This window comes from Streptomyces sp. NPDC050636 (assembly GCF_040654775.1).
Classification (GTDB): domain Bacteria; phylum Actinomycetota; class Actinomycetes; order Streptomycetales; family Streptomycetaceae; genus Streptomyces.
In genome coordinates this window covers 253611-268570 of the sequence record NZ_JBFAIP010000001.1, presented here as the reverse complement: position 1 = coordinate 268570, position 14960 = coordinate 253611, and the positions used below count along the sequence as shown (strand labels likewise).

The window sequence follows — 14960 nt, the reverse complement described above, 5'->3', positions numbered from 1 at the left end:
ATGAAGGTACCTGCCAGGGTCAGGGGCGCCGTCTGGGCGGGAGCCCTCGCGGCCGGGCTGCTGGGGGCGGCGGGCGCGGCCACGGGCGGCCCCACCGAGACGAGGCCACCGGAGGCGGGCGGCACCGGGACGCCTCCGGTGGGGAGGAAGCCGGTGGCGACGCCCCCGGTGGGGACGAGCGCGGTCGGCACCGGCGCCGTCCGGACCGAGGTATTCCGGACCGGCGCCTTCGGGGGGAGCGTTTTCGGCACGGGTGCCTTCGGCAGGGGCGCTTTCGGGACGGGGTGCGCCGAGCGGCCCGTGCCGACCGGCACTTACCGCCCCCGATAGGCCGGGCTGCGCCGCTCCACGAAGGAGGCGACGCCTTCCTGTGCGTCCGAGGTCGTCATATTGATCTCCTGGGCGGTGGCCTCGGCGGCGAAGGACGTGGCCCGGTCGCCGTCGAGTGAGGCGTTGACCAGCTGTTTCGTGAGAGTCAGCGCACGGGTGGGGCCGGTCGCCAGGCGTTCGGCCCACTCCCGGGCCGTCTTCGTCAACTCGCCGTCCGGAACCACCCGGTTGACCAGTCCCAGCCGCTCGGCCTCGGCGGCCGGTACGGCGTCACCGAAGAACATCAGCTCCTTGGCGCGCTGCGGGCCGATCAGCCGCGGCAGGAGGTAGGCGCCGGCGCCGTCCGGGACCAGTCCGCGGCGCACGAACACCTCGATGAACCGGGCCGATTCGGCGGCCAGCACCAGATCGCAGGCGAACGCGAGATGCGCGCCGATTCCGGCCGCGGTGCCGTTGACGGCCGCGATCACCGGTTTCTCGCAGTCCAGCACCGCGGCGATGAGGCGCTGGGCGCCGCGCTGGATCAGCCGGGCCACATCACCGGCGACCCGGTCGCCCGTCGACGGCGGTCCGCGCAGGTCGGCGCCGGCGCAGAAGCCCTTGCCGGTCGCGGTGATCACCACGGCCCGTACGTCCGGGTCGGCGGAGGCTTCCGTGAGTCGCTCGATGATGCGTTCGCGCTGGTCGGGGGTGACGGCGTTCATGGCCTCCGGCCGGTTGAGCGTGATCCACGAGACGCCGTTGTCAGTGGCATGGAGTACCAATGAATCGACGGGATCTGCGGCGGGAGTTGACGCGGCGGGGCCGGAGGGATCGGTGGCTTCCGCGGAAGGTGCCGAGTTTCCGGGGGTGTCGGGGGATACGGGGGAGGACGTCATGGGGGAGTGGCTCCAGAGGGTGTGGTCGGGGCGCGTGGGGAAGGGGCGCGAGTGGTCGGGGCGCGTGCGGCGATCCGCAGGCCGATTACGACGCGTACGGGCTGCGCCGCGCGTGCAGCCCGCACCGTGTGTACGGCCCGCACGGTCAATGACAGACGGCAAGCGCGTCAAGGGCCACGGCGCCCTCCCCGCGCGGCAGGACCACGAGCGGGTTGATGTCCAACTCGGCCAGATCGCCGCCCAGTTCGAGCGCCATCCGCTGCACCCGCAGGACGACCTCGATGAGTGCGTCGGTGTCCGCGGGCGGCGCTCCGCGTACGCCGTCCAGGAGGGCGTGGCCGCGCAGTTCACCGAGCATCGCGCGCGCCTGGTCCTCCCCGAAGGGGGGCACGCCCACAGCGACGTCCCGCAGGACCTCCACGAGCACCCCGCCGAGCCCGACCGTCACCGTCGGCCCGAAGAGGCTGTCGTGGGTGACTCCCACGACCATTTCCACCCCCCGCTCGATCATCTGGCAGACCAGTACGCCGTCCAGCGGGACGTCCTCGTAGCGGGCGATGTCGATGAGTTCGCGGTAGGCGTCCCTGACCTGGCTGGCGGAGGTCAGGCCGACCTTGACCAGGCCGAGTTCGGTCTTGTGGGCCAGCTGCGGCCCGGAGGCCTTCATGACCACCGGGTAGCCGACCAGGCTCGCCGCCCGTACGGCCGCCGCCGCGCTGGTCACCAGCTGTTCGCGCGGGACGCGGATGCCGTAGGCCCGCAGCAGCTGCTTCGCCGCGTGCTCGCTGAGCTGCTGTCCCGGGCGCATCAGGCCCTGTGCCTTGCGCGCGGAGGGGGACGGTACGCGCGGGGCGTCGTCGAAGGGGGAGCGGTAGCCGGCGGCGAAGCGGTGGTGTTCGAGGTAGGCGCGGACGGCGGTGATGCAGTTGGCGAAGGTGCGGAAGGTCGCCACGCGCGAGGAGCCGAGGAGGGTGGTGCGGTAGGCGTCCTCGGTGCCGACCGGCGACCCCCACACCACACACACCAGCTTGTCCGACTGCTCCGCCGCGTCCACCAGATCCTGCGCGAGCTTGTCGCTCATGGGCGGGAAGGGCCCGGTGATGGGGCAGATCAGCACCCCTACGGACGGGTCGGCCAGGATCGCATCGATGATCTTGCGGCCGCGCCAGTCGCCGACCGGGTGCCCGCCGTTGTCGATCGGGTTGGCGACATTGAGGTAGTCCGGTATCCACTGATGCAGTTCGGACTGCTTGGCGTCCGTGAGCGTGGGCAGCCGCAGGCCCGCCGCGGTCGCGAGGTCGGAGAAGTGGGCGCCGGTGCCCCCGGAGATCGAGTAGACGGCGACGCCCTCGGCGGTGGGCTTCCTGGCGCGGGCCAGCAGCGCCGCGGTGTCCTGGAGCTCGTCGAGCCCGTCCACCCGGATCACGCCGAACTGCCGCATCGCGGCGTCCACGACACGGTCCGCGCCGGTGAGCTTGCCGGTGTGCGAGGCGGCCATCCGGGCGCCGGTCTCGGTGCGGCCGACCTTGACGGCGACGACGGGCACCTTGTTACGGGCGGCGTGGTCGGCGGCGAGCAGGAACCCACGCCCGTCCTTGAGCCCTTCCACGTACGCGGCGATGGCGCCGACCTCGGGGCGGGAGGCGAAGTAGGAGATGAAGTCGGCGGTCTCCAGGTCGGCCTCGTTGCCGGTGGGCGCCCAGTGGGAGAGGCGGATACCCAGTTCCTGGAGGGTGAAGACGGGACGGCCCTGGTGGCCGGACTGGGTGATCAGCGCGATGGCCGGGCCGTCCAGGTCGTCGCGGAACTTCTCGAAGGCGTTGAGGTTGGTGTTCGGGCCGAGCAACCGCAGCCCGGCGCGTTCGACGGCGTCGGCCAGCCGGGCCTGGGCGGCCGCGCCCGCCGCACCGGTCTCGGCGAAGCCGGAGGCGAAGGCGACCGCGAACCTCACCTTGGCCTCAGCGAGTTGCCCGATGACAGGTACGGGGTCGCCGACCAGCAGGACGGCGAGGTCGACCCGCTCCGGCAGGTCGGCGACGGCGGCGTGGCAGGGCAGGCCGAAGACCTGATCGCGCCCCGGATTGACGGGATGGAGCCGGGCGCCGACGCGCTCGGCCCAGGCGACCAGCTGGCGCGTGATGCCGGTGTTGGGGCGCCCTTCGCTGTCCGAGGCGCCGATCACGGCCACGGACTCGGGCCGGAAGAAGCGGTCCAGGTCGGGCACCGGAGCGTGCAGCGGACGGCCGCTGACATCCCGGTCCACGCTGTCGCCATGCGGCTCGCTGAGGCCGTGGACGGCAAGTGGTGGCTGCTCCCCGCAGGCCACGACGCGGGCCGGCCCGGAGTGAGTGGTGAGGGTGCCATGAGTCGATCCAAGCATCGCAGACGCCCGCTCCTGTGTGACGGCTCTCGTTACCTGACGCACTACCTGACGCATAGTCAGATTACTGAACTGACGCCATGTCAGGAATGGGGCTGCACGGTAAAGCTTCCGGGGGTGCTGGGCGGCGAAGCGCGGAGGTGTCGCGAGTGCGGGCCTGTCTCGGGTGTGGGCCTGTCTTGGGGTGCGGCGGTGATTGCGCCCGGCCCCTTGCGCGCCCGGGATCCATCCACTGAACTGACTTACCGTCAGATACTTCGGATGGGCGGGCAGCGGGAGGGCGTGCGGGATGCAGACGATCTGGTTCGAGCGTGGCACCGGCATCGCGTGGGCGGCGGACGTGGCGGCCAAGCGCCACTGGGGCGCTGTGCGCAGCGGCTTCGACGAGGTCGTACGGGCCCGGCCCCGGCCCAAAGCGATGGCGTATGTCGTGGTGGCGGGGGTGTTCCGGTGATGGCGGGGGCTGCGGCGGCCGGAAGTGCGGCACGTTTCGATCTGCCGGAGGTGGACGCGTTCACCCGGCCCTATTGGGACGCGGCGGCCGAGGGGCAACTGCTGCTGCGCCGCTGCCGGGCCGAGGGATGCGGTGCGGCCCACCACTACCCGCGGGAGTTCTGCCCGTACTGCTGGAGCGAGGACGTCGCGTGGGAGCCGGCCTGCGGCCGCGCCACCCTCTACACCTGGTCCGTCGTGCACCGTAACGACCTCCCGCCCTTCGGCGGCCGGGTGCCGTACGTCGCGGCCGTGGTGGACCTCTCCGAGGGGCCGCGGATGATGACCGAGATTACCGACTGCCCGGAGGGCGACCTGCGGATCGGTATGCCGCTGATGGTGCACTTCCGTACGGAGGGCGGGGCGGACGGCGAATGCACAGGGGGGACGAGAGGGGCAGGGGGTACGGGAGGGATAGGGGGCGAAGGCGTGACGGGGGGCGGTGGGCTCGCGGTTCCCCTCTTCCGGCCCGCGTAATTCCGGTGGCAGGCGGTATCCGTGCGGGGCATGCTGTGGCGGTGCTGATTCGAGAAGCGACCGCGGCCGACTGGCCCGCCATCTGGCCGTTCTTCCATGCCATAGTCGAGGCAGGCGAGACCTACACCTACCCGCGCGACATGGACGAGCCGGCGGGCCGGGAGTCGTGGATGCTCCAGCCACCGGGCCGTACGGTCGTTGCCGTCGACGAGGCCGGGACGGTGCTGGGTTCGGCCAAGATGAACCCCAACCACATGGGTGGCGCCTCGCATATCGCCAGCGCCAGTTTCATGGTCGACCCGCGGTACGGCGGCCGTGGTGTCGGACGGGCGCTGGGCGAGCATGTGCTGGCCTGGGCCCGTGTCGAGGGCTACCGTGCGATGCAGTTCAACGCGGTCGTGGAGACCAACACCGTTGCCGTCGCGCTCTGGAAGTCCCTCGGCTTCCAGATCATGACCACCCTCCCCGAGGGGTTCCGGCACCCCGCCAAGGGCTATGTCGGGCTGCACATCATGTATCAGCAGCTGTGAGGGGCAGGCCGCCGGCCACGGAGACGGGACCCTGTTACGGCCAGAGCAGTTCGTGCTCCCAACAGCCATCCACATAACGGTAGTTGAGGCGTACGTGCTGCCTCCGCGCATCGCCCTGGAAGAACTCGACCTCCTCGGCGCGCAGCACATACAGCGTCCAGCTCGGAACGGGTGCGTCCGGCTCGCGCCGCGCCCGCTCCCACGCCGCATCCGACGCCCGTGCCAGCTCCTCAACAGAACCCAGGACCTCGCTCTGTCGTCCGACCAGTGCCGCCGCCAGCGCGCCCGTGGAGCGGCGGTGCAGGTCGGCCGCGCTCTCCTTGGGCCCGGCCGTGGTCACCGTCCCGCGGATACGGACCTGGCGGCCGACCGCGGCCCAGTAGAACCCGAGCGCCGCCCGCGGTCGGGCGGCCAGTTCCCGGCCCTTGCGGCTGCCGCGGTGTGAGGCGAAGTGCCAGCCGCGCTCATCGGCGTCGTGCAGCATCAGGGTCCGTACGGACGGGTCGCCGGCCGCGTCCGCCGTGGCCAGCGTCATGGTGTGCGGTTCGGGGACACCGGCCTCGGCGGCCTCCCGCAGCCACTGGCGGAACAGCGGCAGCGGCTCGGCCGGGGCCTTCACCGGGTCGAACGGCGGCAGCTCGCTCTCCCAGACCCGCAGCCCGCGCAGCAGGTCGTGGAACGCGCGGGCGGCATCGCCTTCGGAGGGACGGTTGGCGGCGTCGGACGTGTGGCCGTCGGCGACGCCGGTGTGGTCGGCGGCAACGGCGGGGGTCTCGTCCGGGCTGCTCTCCGGGCTGCTGTCCGGGGTGCCCTCCGGGGTGGCGTCCTGCTTGTCGTCCGGGGTGTCCTGGTGCGCGGGAAGATCGGCCATGTCAGGCAGCGTACGACGGGGTCGCCGGGACCGGTGACGTGGTTGCCGCGGCGGCCGGGGTCGCCGACGGCACCGAATAGTCCTTGAGCGTGATCGCGTTGGCGGCGTGCTGCACACCCTCGGTGATCTTCCTCGCGACCAGGTCCTTCCATGGCATGTGCGGCAGGATCCGCATCATCAGATGCCGGAACCGGATCGCACCCCAGGTCCCCGCGGTCATCTCCTTGGCGAACTTCTCCGCCTGCCGGTGATTGACCTCGACATAGCCGCGCATCTCCTCCTCGTAGCGGCCGAAGGCCACCGCCGGGTCACCGCCGGCCGCGGCCAGCTCTCCGGCGAGGACGTAGGCGCCGACCAGCGCCATCCCCGTACCCTGCCCCGAAGCCGGCGAGGAGCAGTGTGCAGCATCGCCGAGCAGCACCACCCGCCCGCGCGACCAGCGGTCCATCTCGATCAGGTTCAGTCCGTCGAAGTAGAAATCGGTCGCCTCGCGGGCTGCTTCGAGCATCCGAGGGATCTGGCCCCAGCCGCCGGCCGGGGGAATCCCCGTGCCATCGCCCGCGAACGCGGCATTCAGCAGGGCCAGTTGCGCCGCGCCGTCCCGGTGGTCGTACGTCAGCCGTGGCGAGCGGAAGGTCATAAAGGCCTTGGCCGCCGGGGCCCCGGCCGAGCTGTAGGCGCAGACCAGCTTGGTCGGCAGTGCGTGGTACAACTCCTCGCGGTCCAGGCCGAGCTCATTCGGCATGGAGAAGGCCGAGATATACGCGCCGAGGTGGCGTATGAACCGCTCCTCCGGGCCGAAGGCCAGCCGCCGTACGGTGGAATGCAGGCCGTCCGCGCCGACGACAATGTCGAAGCGGCGCGGCGCGCTTCGCTCGAAGGTGACCTCGACGCCACTGTCGCGGGCCCCGCTGTCGTCGCCCCCTTCACCTCCTTCGCCCCCTTGCTCGGAGCCGGGCGTGGCGGACGTGATGGGCGTGACGGACGTGATCGAGTCGCCGAAGACGTACTCGACGTCGGCCCGGGTGCGTTCGTAGAGGATGCGCGCCAGTTCGCCGCGCATGATCTCGTCGTCGCGGCCGACCCGGGCGCCGAAGATGTCGGCGGGAAGTGTGGCGATCCGCTTGCCGTCGCCGTTCACGTAGGCGCCGGTCTGCATATCCGTACTGGCGCGCTGGATGTCCTCCAGAATCCCCATCCGCTCGATGACCTCGATCGACGCGCCCCGGATGTCGACCTTGTAGCCGCCGGTACGCAGCTCGGGCGCGCGCTCAACGACCGTCACCGCGAAGCCGTAACGGTGCAGCCAGTAGGCGAGCGCGGGGCCGGCGATGCTCGCGCCGGATATCAGCACGGTCTGGGGCGTGTGGGAGGCGCGGGGCGTGTGGGGAGTGCGGGACGTGCGGGAAGTGCGGGAAGTGCGGGGATTCGAGCCGGTGCCGGGCATGGGTGTTCCCTTCGGGGCAGTGGTGCTCCTGGACGGACACGCGAGCTCGACTATACAAGCGTCATATACGCTTGTCTATGACGCTTGTATAGAAGCTTCTGCGGAAGCTTGTGCAGAGGCTTGTGTGGAAGCTTCTATGGAACGCGCCGAGCGCATGGGGCGCGGTGAGCAAGTAGGACGCGGTGAGCAAGTAGGACACAACCTGTCCTCAACCCTTCCTAGCCTGGGTACATCAGGCAACGAGCCTTCGGCGCCAGGGAGCATGCGATGAGCGAAGTCAGCGGCAACCAGCCGTTCGGAACGCCCACATGGATCGATCTCGGGGTCCCCGACCTCCACCGCGCGAAGACGTTCTACAGCGCGCTGTTCGGCTGGGAATACGAGGAGTGGTCGGCGGCGAGCGGTCCCTTCACGATGTGCCTCCTGCGCGGGCGGCGGGTGGCGGCGCTCCGGCCCGCCCTCGCCACGGACGTCGAAGGCGAGTCCTGGTGGCATGTGTACCTCGCGACGGACGACTGCGACGTTACGGCCAAGCGGGTCGGCGATGCCGGCGGGACGCTGCTCCAATCATCTGCGGACGTCGCCGGTCTGGGCCGGATGGCCGTCATCGAGGATCCCGTAGGCGCCCGGTTCAGCCTCTGGCAAGGGGGTACGTTCCCGGGCTGCGAGCTGGTCAACGAGACCTGCACGCTGGTCCGTAACGACCTGGCCACCCCGGATCCCGAGCCCGCCCGCCGCTTCTATGCCGAGGTGTTCGGCTTCACGCTCGACGGCAACGAGGACCTCCCGGGCTTCGACTTCACCTTCCTGCGCCGCCCGGACGGCCATGAGATCGGCGGGGTTTTCGGCGACCCGGGGGCGCCGGCGTCCCGCTGGCGGACCACGTTCGAGGTCGCGGGCACGGACGACCTGGTGGCCCGCGCCATCGCCGCGGGCGGCTCGGCCGGCACCCCTACGGATACCCCGTACGGTCGGATGGCCGACATCACCGACCCCTTCGGCACCGCCTTCGGCGTCATCACCCGGCCGTCCGCCGGCGAGGCAGCCGGCTAGGGCCTGTCCGATGGGTCAGGGCCGGAAAGGCCCTACGAGTTGTCGTCAAAGAGTCACCCTCGCATCAGGAGTGATGCGAGGGTGACGGCTGCCAGGTAGGACTCAGCGGTCTTGTCGTAGCGAGTGGCGATACCGCGCCGCTGCTTCAAGCGGTTGAAGCAGCGTTCCACGACCTTGCGCCGTTTGTAGAGCTGCTTGTCGAACACTGATGGACGCCCGCCGCGGCTGCCGCGGCGGAGCCTGTTCCGGGCCTGGTCGGCCCTCTCCGGGGTGGTGTGCGGGGTGTTGCGGTGCCGCAGCCAGGTGCGGATGGCCTTCGAGCTGTAGCCCGTGTCGCCCAGGACGTGGCCGGGCCGCACACGTGGCCGCCCCGGCCCGATGCGGGGCGCCCGTATCGCCTCAGAACCTAGGCAGAGGGACGGGTGACCACGTTGATGTTGAACGTGTGGGCACCCAGACCGCCCGCGATGCCTATGAAGAGCAGGGCGAAGTGCTCCTGTCCGCGTGCGGTGGTGATGCCACCTATGTCCAGCTGGGACGACGAGGGCCAGCCGAGGTCGGTGAGCAGTCGGCCGGTGGTCCGTTTGGCGTCGGCGTCGTCACCGGAGAGGAAGACGGTGCTCGGGCCGTCGAGACCGTCCGGGGCGGTCATCACGGTGGAGTCCATGGTGCACAGCGTCTTGACGACGGGGGTCAGGGGGAAGGCTTCCTGGATCTGTTCACCCAGGCTGCTGTTGGGGTGCGAGAGCTCGGTGAAGTCGTCGGAGAGGCCGACCCCGACATCGATCAGTAGGGTGCCGGCCAGCGCCGGTGCCCCGATGGAGTGCAGCAGTTCCACGGAGACGGCCCCCGGCGTGGCGTTGACCAGTACCTCTGCGTGGGCGGCTGTCTCGCTCAGGCCCGCCACGGGGAGACCGAGGTCTGTCCGGTCCTTAGGTCGGCGTGAACCGAGGAGTACGTCGTGTCCTGCGGCGCTCCAGCCGTGGGCCAGTGCTCGGGCGACGTTGCCGGTGCCAAGTAGTCCTATACGCATGGTGTGAAGCTAGTCGTTGTCGGGCCTCGGCGAATCGGACCGTGGGTCCGGGTGGACCGGCACCAAAGACGTAGTTCTGTAGTCGCTCGCCCCTTGCTACGACAAGTCGGCATCGCCCCCTCGGCATTCGCCTCCACCGAGACCGCTCCCGAGGCATCGTCACCCCCTCCCCAACACCACCGTCCCCGACGAGCAGAACCAGCCGCCCGTGCCGGATGCGACGGCGAGTTGGGGGAGGTGGCCGTCGGATTTGCGGACCTGGCGGTCGGGACCGGCCTCGCCGCGGAGCTGGCGTACGGCCTCGACCAATAGAAACAGGCCGCGCATGCCGGGGTGGCAGGCGGCCAGGCCGCCGCCGTCGGTGTTCACCGGCAGCTCGCCGTCCCGCAGCAGCCGCCCCTTCTCGACGAATGCGCCGCCCTCGCCCTTCGCGCAGAAGCCCAGGTCCTCCAGTGTCACCAGGGTCATGTACGTGAAGGCGTCGTAGAGCTCGGCGAGATCGATCTCCGACGGGCGGACCCCGGCGCGTTCGAAGGCGAGCCGGCCGGAGACCGCCGCGGGCGAGACGGTGAAGTCGTCCCACTCCGACATGGTGGTGTGTGAGGCCGCGGTGCCCGAACCAAGTATCCAGACAGGCGGTTTGGCGAGGTCGGGGACGTAGTCCTCGGCGACGAGCAGGACCGCGCAGCCGCCGTCGGAGCGGATGCAGCAGTGCAGCTTGGTGAACGGGTCGGCGATCATCGGGCCGGAGAGGACGTCGTCGACGGTGATCGGGTCGCGGTACATGGCGTCCGGGTTGGCTGCCGCGTTCGCGCGCGCCTGGACGGCTATCTGAGCCAACTGCTCCAGTGTGGTGCCGTATTGGTGCATATGGCGGCGCGCCGCCATGGCGTATTTGGCTATCAGGGTATGGCCGTAGGGGACCTCGAACTGAAGGGGTCCACGCGCGCCGAAGGAGAGGCTCGAGGTGCGGCGCCTCGCCTTGATGTCGGCTCGGGCGGTGGATCCGTAGACGAGGAGGACGGCGTTGGCGTGGCCCGCCGCGATCGCGTCGGCGGCGTGTGCGGCCATCACCTCCCAGGTGGAGCCGCCGACCGAGGTCGAATCGACCCAGGTGGGGCGCAGGCCCAGGTATTCGGCGACCTCGACCGGCGCGAGCGTGCCGAGACCGGCCGAGGCGAAGCCGTCGATCACCGAACGGTCCAGTCCGGAGTCGGCGAGCGCCCTGCGGGCGGCTTGGGCGTGCAGGGCGTAGGGGGTGGCCCCGTCCACCCGGCCGCAGTCGGACAGGGCGACTCCGGCGACGGCGGCCTTGCGATTCCGGGAAAGGGTCCCTGAAGTCATGAATCTGACGGTACATCAGATACTCTTGGGCGGGCAGGGCCCGGCGAGGGTGGGCGGGGGTCGGCGGGGCCGGGCGCGCCCCCTGGGCAAGCAGAAGTCGCCTGCTCCCCTAGGAAAGTCCACTGCCCGTACCTACTATGACGGCCCGTCAGATCGGATCTGCCGGAGCCCGTCGGGACCAGATGGGCGTTGTCGTACGGCCGGGAGGAGCCCGCCGATGGATGCCGCGTTCACCGAGGAGCAGGACGAGATCCGCCGCACTCTGCGCGAACTGCTGCACAAACGCTGCGGCCCGGACGAGGTCAAGGCGGCGGTGCGCGCCCCGTCGGGCCATGACGAGGCGCTGTGGCGGCAGCTCGCCCAGCAGCTCGGGCTGCCGGGCCTGGCGCTGCCCGCCGTGTACGGAGGGGTGGGCTGTGGGCCCACCGAGCTCGCTCTGGCCTGTGAGGAGACCGGCCGGGTGCTGCTGCCCTCGCCGCTGATCGGCACCGCCGCGCTCGCCGCGCCGCTCATCCTGGCGCTCGGCACCGAGCGGCAGCGCGCCGAGCTGCTGCCGGCCATCGCCGCGGGCGAGCTCACCGGGACGCTCGCCGTGCCGGGCGGGCAGCTGGCCACCGCACTGGCGCTGACCGGGCCGAACGACGGCGACTGGGCGGGCGGCGGCCGCGCCGGCGGGATACAGGCGCGCCCGTACGAAGGGTCCTGGAGGCTGTACGGGGAGGCCGGGCAGGTCCTGGACGGGCACACCGCCGGGGCGCTGCTGGTGGCCGCGCACACCGGCGGGTTCGCCCGTAGCCGCACGATGCTCTTTCTCGTGCGGGGTGGCGTAGCGGCCGACGTTCCCGGCCTCCTCCGCATCCGGCAGACCGCCATGGACGAGACCCGGCCGCAGGCGCGTATCGAACTGCGGGACGTGCCAGCCGAGTTGCTCGGCGGGCCGGACGGCGACGAGGCGGCGGTGGCGGCCGCGCTCGCCGCGACCGGGGCGTCGGCGGCCGCGGCACTGGCCGCCGAGGCGGTCGGTGCGGCCGATGCGGCGCTGGCCCGCACCGTCGAATACGTCCAGGCGCGCGAGCAGTTCGGCCGCCCCATCGGCTCCTTCCAAGCGGTCCAGCACCGGCTCGCCGACCTGTATGTGACGGTGCAGGCGGCCCGCTCGGCGGCGTACTACGCGGCCTGGTCGGCGGGCGGCGGAGGGGCCGGCCTCCATCGCGGCGCCGAGCCGGGCGTCGGCGCGCTTGCCCTCGCGCAGGCGCTGGAGACGCTGCGCGCGGTGGCGGCCGAGGCGGTGCAACTGCACGGCGGTATCGGGTTCACCTGGGAGCACGACGCGCATCTGTACTTCAAGCGCGCGGCCTGCGACGAGCTGCTGCTGGGGCCCGTGCACCGGCTGCGGGCGCGGGCCGCGGAGGAGGCCGGGTTGTTCGCCGCCGCGACACGAGAGGCGGTCGGCGCCTGATGCCACGCGGTGAGCGGCTGCTCCAGAAGGTCTCCTCGACCCGTACGTTCGCGCGGATCGCGCCGCATTGCATTCCCGCCCTGGACCGCGCCGTACATCGTCTGACCCGAGGGAAGGTGCTGCTCAGCGCGCAGATGCTGCCCGGCGTGATCCTGACCGCGACCGGCGCGAAGAGCGGGCGGCCGCGGCGTACGCCGCTGGCGTGCATGCCGGAGGGCGGCGGCAGCTGGCTGCTGATCGGCAGTAATTTCGGCCGGCCGGGGCATCCGGCCTGGACCGGCAACCTCCTCAAGCACCCGGAGGCGGAGGTCAGTTGGCGGGGGCGGGATATTCCCGTACGGGCCCGGCTGCTCACCGGCGAGGAGCGGGCGCGGGCATGGCGGGCGGCGCTGGAGTTCTGGCCGCCGTACGCCGCGTATCAGGAACGGGTGGAGCGGGAGATCCGGCTGTTCCGGCTGGAGCGGCGTACGCCCTAGCGACACACCGGCATCGCTTCGAAAAGCTGCTAACTGCAGCCATGACCAGGCTACTTGGATCGACCGGAGCCGATAGAATAATCGCTGGATTCCGCACTATTTGAGGTGGTGTGTTCCGCATGCCGAAGGCTGATATGGGTCGTCGGTACCGGCTGTATCCCACGGTCGAGGCTGGGGCTCGGCTGACGGCGTGGGGGCATACCTGCCGGGCCTTGTGGAACATGGCTCTGCATCAGCGGATCTACGCCTACGAGCAGCGCGGGAAAACACTGAACCTGGCTGGTCAGGGCGTGCATCTCACCCAAGCTCGTAAGGAACTGAACTGGGTTGCTGATCTTCCCGCTCAGTCCGCGCAGCAGGTGCTGCGGCATCTGGACGCTGCGTATGCGAACTTCTGGAACCCGGACCACCCGGCCGGTTTCCCCTCGTTCAAGAAGCGTGGCCACCGGCTGTCTGTGTCGTTTCCTGGTCAGGCGGTCGCGGTGCGGAAGTTGAACCGGCACTGGGCCGAGGTCCGGCTCCCGAAGCTTGGGTGGGTCAGGTTCCGGCTCTCCCGCGCGACCGGCGGCACGATCCGTAGTGCTGCCGTGAGCCGGGACGGGAACGGCTGGCACGTCTCCTTCGGCGTGCACACCGGCCGCAAGCCCGAGGCTGCCAACGGCAATCCTGCCTGCGGGGTGGACTTCGGCGTGGCGGCGTCGGCATACGTCTCCACCGAGACGGAGCCCCGCCGTATGCCGCCCACCCTGACAAAGGGCGAGAAGGTCCGGCTGCGGTTCCTGGAACAGCGCAAGGCCCGGCAGATCACCTACGCCAAGAAGCACGCGGGCTGCCGGTACGGCAACCGCCTGCGGAAGACGATCACCCAGATCGCCAGGCTCAAGACCCGGCAGGCGAATCGCCGTGCCGATTTCACGCACAAGCTGACCACCGACCTTGCCAAAAGCCACGGCATGGTTGGCATCGAGGACCTGCGCGTGAAGAACATGACCAAGAGCGCGAAGGGCACTGTCGAGCACCCAGGTGCGAAGGTCCGCCAGAAGGCCGGGCTCAACCGGTCGATACTGGACAACGCTCCGGGCGAACGGCGGCGGCAGCTTGAGTACAAGTGCCGTATGCACGGCTCGAAGCTGGTCGCGGTGCCGGCGTTCCACACCTCCCAGACCTGTGCAGCCTGCGGCAAGGTCGATCCTGAATCCCGTCAGGGATGCGGTCGGTTGTTCTCCTGTGTCCACTGCAGGCACGAGGACGACGCCGACCACAATGCCTCGCTTGAGATCGAGGCCCGAGCCCGCCGGACGGGTGGCTCGGTCACCAACAGCACGCGCAGCACCCCAGCGGTGCGAGTCCCCGCCCAGCGCGGGAGGCGGACGCGTGAAACCCAACTGGCCACCCGCAGGTAGCCAAAGGGAATCGTCCCGTTCACAGGGGCGAGGTTCGTCACTTCGTCGGCTTCTTGCCCGTGATGCCGAAGTGCACCAGCAGCGCCAGATTCGGCTTGAGCTCGGTCTGCTTGACGCCCCAGCTCTGGAAGCCCTTCTGGTGCCCGGCGACCGCCGCCAGCATGGCGACGATCGAGCCGGCCATGGCGGCCGCGCTCACGTCCTTGTCGACCTTGTTCTTGCTCTGGAGCTCCTGGATCGAGTCCGTAAGGGAGTTGGTGACGGCGTTGAGGATCTTCATGCGGATCTTGTAGAACCGCTTGTCGCCCTCGGCGGCGCCCAGATCGACGACGCGCAGAATCGCGTCGTTCTTGCGCCAGAAGGAGAGAAAGCCGTCGACGAGCTCCTCCGCCGCCTGCCAGCCGGACTTGCCCACCCAGGAGCGTCCGGCCACGAGATCGGTCAGATTTGCGCCTTCTTTGGCCATCTCCTCGGCGATTTCGAGGACGGCGCCCTCCACGTCCGGGAAGTACTGATAGAACGTGGCGGGTGAAGTACCCGCTTTTCGGGCCACATCGATGACTTTGACGTCCCGGTAGGGGGACGAACTGAGCATTTCGCTGAGGCAGTCGAGCAGCTTCTGCCGCGTCGCCTGTCCGCGGCGGCCGGCAACTCTGCCGTCGACGGTTCGCACTTGTCCTGTCATGCCGTCAGCTTACCGAGGGGTGATCGGAGCGCGATTTGGCTGCCTGCAAATGGGGATGCGGGAGTTAGGGGCGTTCGGTCCCGGTTATCGCGCTGGTAGCGG

The 14960-nt window shown here is 70.3% G+C and carries 15 protein-coding genes and 1 pseudogene; 8 read left to right on the top strand and 8 right to left on the bottom strand.

The genetic code is table 11. The features are described from left to right. Entirely contained in the window at positions 1-330 is a 330-nt protein-coding gene (locus tag AB0I10_RS01280) for a hypothetical protein (protein WP_363150194.1), read from the top strand. Here the strand turns inward: AB0I10_RS01280 and AB0I10_RS01275 are convergent. Both AB0I10_RS01275 and AB0I10_RS01270 read right to left on the bottom strand, forming a co-directional pair. Further along, complete coding sequence (locus tag AB0I10_RS01275) at positions 315-1208, bottom strand: enoyl-CoA hydratase-related protein (RefSeq protein WP_363150193.1); 894 nt, start codon at positions 1206-1208, stop codon at positions 315-317. The two genes, AB0I10_RS01280 and AB0I10_RS01275, sit on opposite strands and share 16 nt — an antisense overlap. Positions 1209-1353: 145 nt before the next feature. Next, entirely contained in the window at positions 1354-3588 is a 2235-nt protein-coding gene (locus tag AB0I10_RS01270) for an acetate--CoA ligase family protein (RefSeq protein WP_363150192.1), read from the bottom strand. A gap of 289 nt (positions 3589-3877) precedes the next feature. Here AB0I10_RS01270 and AB0I10_RS01265 point away from each other — a divergent pair, with 289 nt between their 5' ends. Genes AB0I10_RS01265 through AB0I10_RS01255 form a run of 3 tightly spaced genes read left to right on the top strand, consistent with a single transcriptional unit; the run spans position 3878 to position 5087 of the window. Then, positions 3878-4042, top strand: coding sequence for a hypothetical protein (locus AB0I10_RS01265; RefSeq protein WP_363150426.1), 165 nt, complete (start codon positions 3878-3880; stop codon positions 4040-4042). Beyond that, positions 4042-4557, top strand: a complete 516-nt coding sequence (locus AB0I10_RS01260; RefSeq protein ID WP_363150191.1) for an OB-fold domain-containing protein — start codon at positions 4042-4044, stop codon at positions 4555-4557. Before AB0I10_RS01265 ends, AB0I10_RS01260 begins: the two co-directional genes overlap by 1 nt. A gap of 41 nt (positions 4558-4598) precedes the next feature. Next, positions 4599-5087: a GNAT family N-acetyltransferase gene (locus AB0I10_RS01255; RefSeq protein WP_363150190.1), complete on the top strand. Its 489-nt coding sequence runs from the start codon at positions 4599-4601 to the stop codon at positions 5085-5087. 34 nt (positions 5088-5121) lie between these two features. Here the strand turns inward: AB0I10_RS01255 and AB0I10_RS01250 are convergent, their stop codons facing one another. Then, the gene (locus AB0I10_RS01250; protein WP_363150189.1) at positions 5122-5958 is read right to left on the bottom strand and encodes a pyridoxal 5'-phosphate synthase; all 837 of its coding nucleotides are present in this window, start codon (positions 5956-5958) and stop codon (positions 5122-5124) included. A gap of 1 nt (position 5959) precedes the next feature. After that, positions 5960-7312, bottom strand: coding sequence for an FAD-dependent monooxygenase (locus AB0I10_RS01245; protein ID WP_363150188.1), 1353 nt, complete (start codon positions 7310-7312; stop codon positions 5960-5962). A 360-nt stretch (positions 7313-7672) separates the two neighbouring features. Here AB0I10_RS01245 and AB0I10_RS01240 point away from each other — a divergent pair, with 360 nt between their 5' ends. After that, complete coding sequence (locus AB0I10_RS01240; protein WP_363150187.1) at positions 7673-8458, top strand: VOC family protein; 786 nt, start codon at positions 7673-7675, stop codon at positions 8456-8458. A 53-nt stretch (positions 8459-8511) separates the two neighbouring features. Here the strand turns inward: AB0I10_RS01240 and AB0I10_RS01235 are convergent. The 3 genes and pseudogenes from AB0I10_RS01235 to AB0I10_RS01225 form a co-directional block, all read right to left on the bottom strand. Beyond that, positions 8512-8856, bottom strand: a pseudogene (locus tag AB0I10_RS01235) (transposase); the annotation flags it as partial. Between the two features lie 8 nt (positions 8857-8864). Further along, complete coding sequence (locus tag AB0I10_RS01230) at positions 8865-9491, bottom strand: NAD(P)-binding domain-containing protein (protein WP_363150186.1); 627 nt, start codon at positions 9489-9491, stop codon at positions 8865-8867. A 159-nt stretch (positions 9492-9650) separates the two neighbouring features. Next, a complete protein-coding gene (locus AB0I10_RS01225; RefSeq protein WP_363150185.1) occupies positions 9651-10835 on the bottom strand; it encodes an acetyl-CoA acetyltransferase in 1185 nt (394 codons plus the stop codon). A 217-nt stretch (positions 10836-11052) separates the two neighbouring features. Between AB0I10_RS01225 and AB0I10_RS01220 the strand changes: the two genes are divergently transcribed. From AB0I10_RS01220 to AB0I10_RS01210, 3 genes are all read left to right on the top strand, one after another. Next, positions 11053-12294, top strand: coding sequence for an acyl-CoA dehydrogenase family protein (locus AB0I10_RS01220; protein WP_363150184.1), 1242 nt, complete (start codon positions 11053-11055; stop codon positions 12292-12294). Continuing rightward, on the top strand, positions 12294-12770 hold the full coding sequence (locus AB0I10_RS01215; RefSeq protein ID WP_363150183.1) for a nitroreductase family deazaflavin-dependent oxidoreductase: 477 nt from the start codon (positions 12294-12296) through the stop codon (positions 12768-12770). Before AB0I10_RS01220 ends, AB0I10_RS01215 begins: the two co-directional genes overlap by 1 nt. 119 nt (positions 12771-12889) lie before the next feature. Next, the gene (locus AB0I10_RS01210) at positions 12890-14173 is read left to right on the top strand and encodes a transposase (RefSeq protein WP_363150182.1); all 1284 of its coding nucleotides are present in this window, start codon (positions 12890-12892) and stop codon (positions 14171-14173) included. A 37-nt stretch (positions 14174-14210) separates the two neighbouring features. Here the strand turns inward: AB0I10_RS01210 and AB0I10_RS01205 are convergent, their stop codons facing one another. Continuing rightward, entirely contained in the window at positions 14211-14858 is a 648-nt protein-coding gene (locus AB0I10_RS01205) for a TetR family transcriptional regulator (protein ID WP_363150181.1), read from the bottom strand. Positions 14859-14960 lie beyond the last annotated feature (102 nt).

What these genes read in the sequence shown, in the direction of transcription:
- AB0I10_RS01230 (WP_363150186.1), bottom strand. Translation starts at nt 9,491, where the DNA reads ATGCGTATAGGACTACTTGGCACCGGCAACGTCGCCCGAGCACTGGCC.
- AB0I10_RS01270 (WP_363150192.1), bottom strand. Translation starts at nt 3,588, where the DNA reads ATGCTTGGATCGACTCATGGCACCCTCACCACTCACTCCGGGCCGGCC.
- AB0I10_RS01240 (WP_363150187.1), top strand. Translation starts at nt 7,673, where the DNA reads ATGAGCGAAGTCAGCGGCAACCAGCCGTTCGGAACGCCCACATGGATC.
- AB0I10_RS01280 (WP_363150194.1), top strand. Translation starts at nt 1, where the DNA reads ATGAAGGTACCTGCCAGGGTCAGGGGCGCCGTCTGGGCGGGAGCCCTC.
- AB0I10_RS01275 (WP_363150193.1), bottom strand. Translation starts at nt 1,208, where the DNA reads ATGACGTCCTCCCCCGTATCCCCCGACACCCCCGGAAACTCGGCACCT.
- AB0I10_RS01260 (WP_363150191.1), top strand. Translation starts at nt 4,042, where the DNA reads ATGGCGGGGGCTGCGGCGGCCGGAAGTGCGGCACGTTTCGATCTGCCG.
- AB0I10_RS01205 (WP_363150181.1), bottom strand. Translation starts at nt 14,858, where the DNA reads ATGACAGGACAAGTGCGAACCGTCGACGGCAGAGTTGCCGGCCGCCGC.
- AB0I10_RS01250 (WP_363150189.1), bottom strand. Translation starts at nt 5,958, where the DNA reads ATGGCCGATCTTCCCGCGCACCAGGACACCCCGGACGACAAGCAGGAC.
- AB0I10_RS01210 (WP_363150182.1), top strand. Translation starts at nt 12,890, where the DNA reads ATGCCGAAGGCTGATATGGGTCGTCGGTACCGGCTGTATCCCACGGTC.
- AB0I10_RS01225 (WP_363150185.1), bottom strand. Translation starts at nt 10,835, where the DNA reads ATGACTTCAGGGACCCTTTCCCGGAATCGCAAGGCCGCCGTCGCCGGA.
- AB0I10_RS01220 (WP_363150184.1), top strand. Translation starts at nt 11,053, where the DNA reads ATGGATGCCGCGTTCACCGAGGAGCAGGACGAGATCCGCCGCACTCTG.
- AB0I10_RS01265 (WP_363150426.1), top strand. Translation starts at nt 3,878, where the DNA reads ATGCAGACGATCTGGTTCGAGCGTGGCACCGGCATCGCGTGGGCGGCG.
- AB0I10_RS01215 (WP_363150183.1), top strand. Translation starts at nt 12,294, where the DNA reads ATGCCACGCGGTGAGCGGCTGCTCCAGAAGGTCTCCTCGACCCGTACG.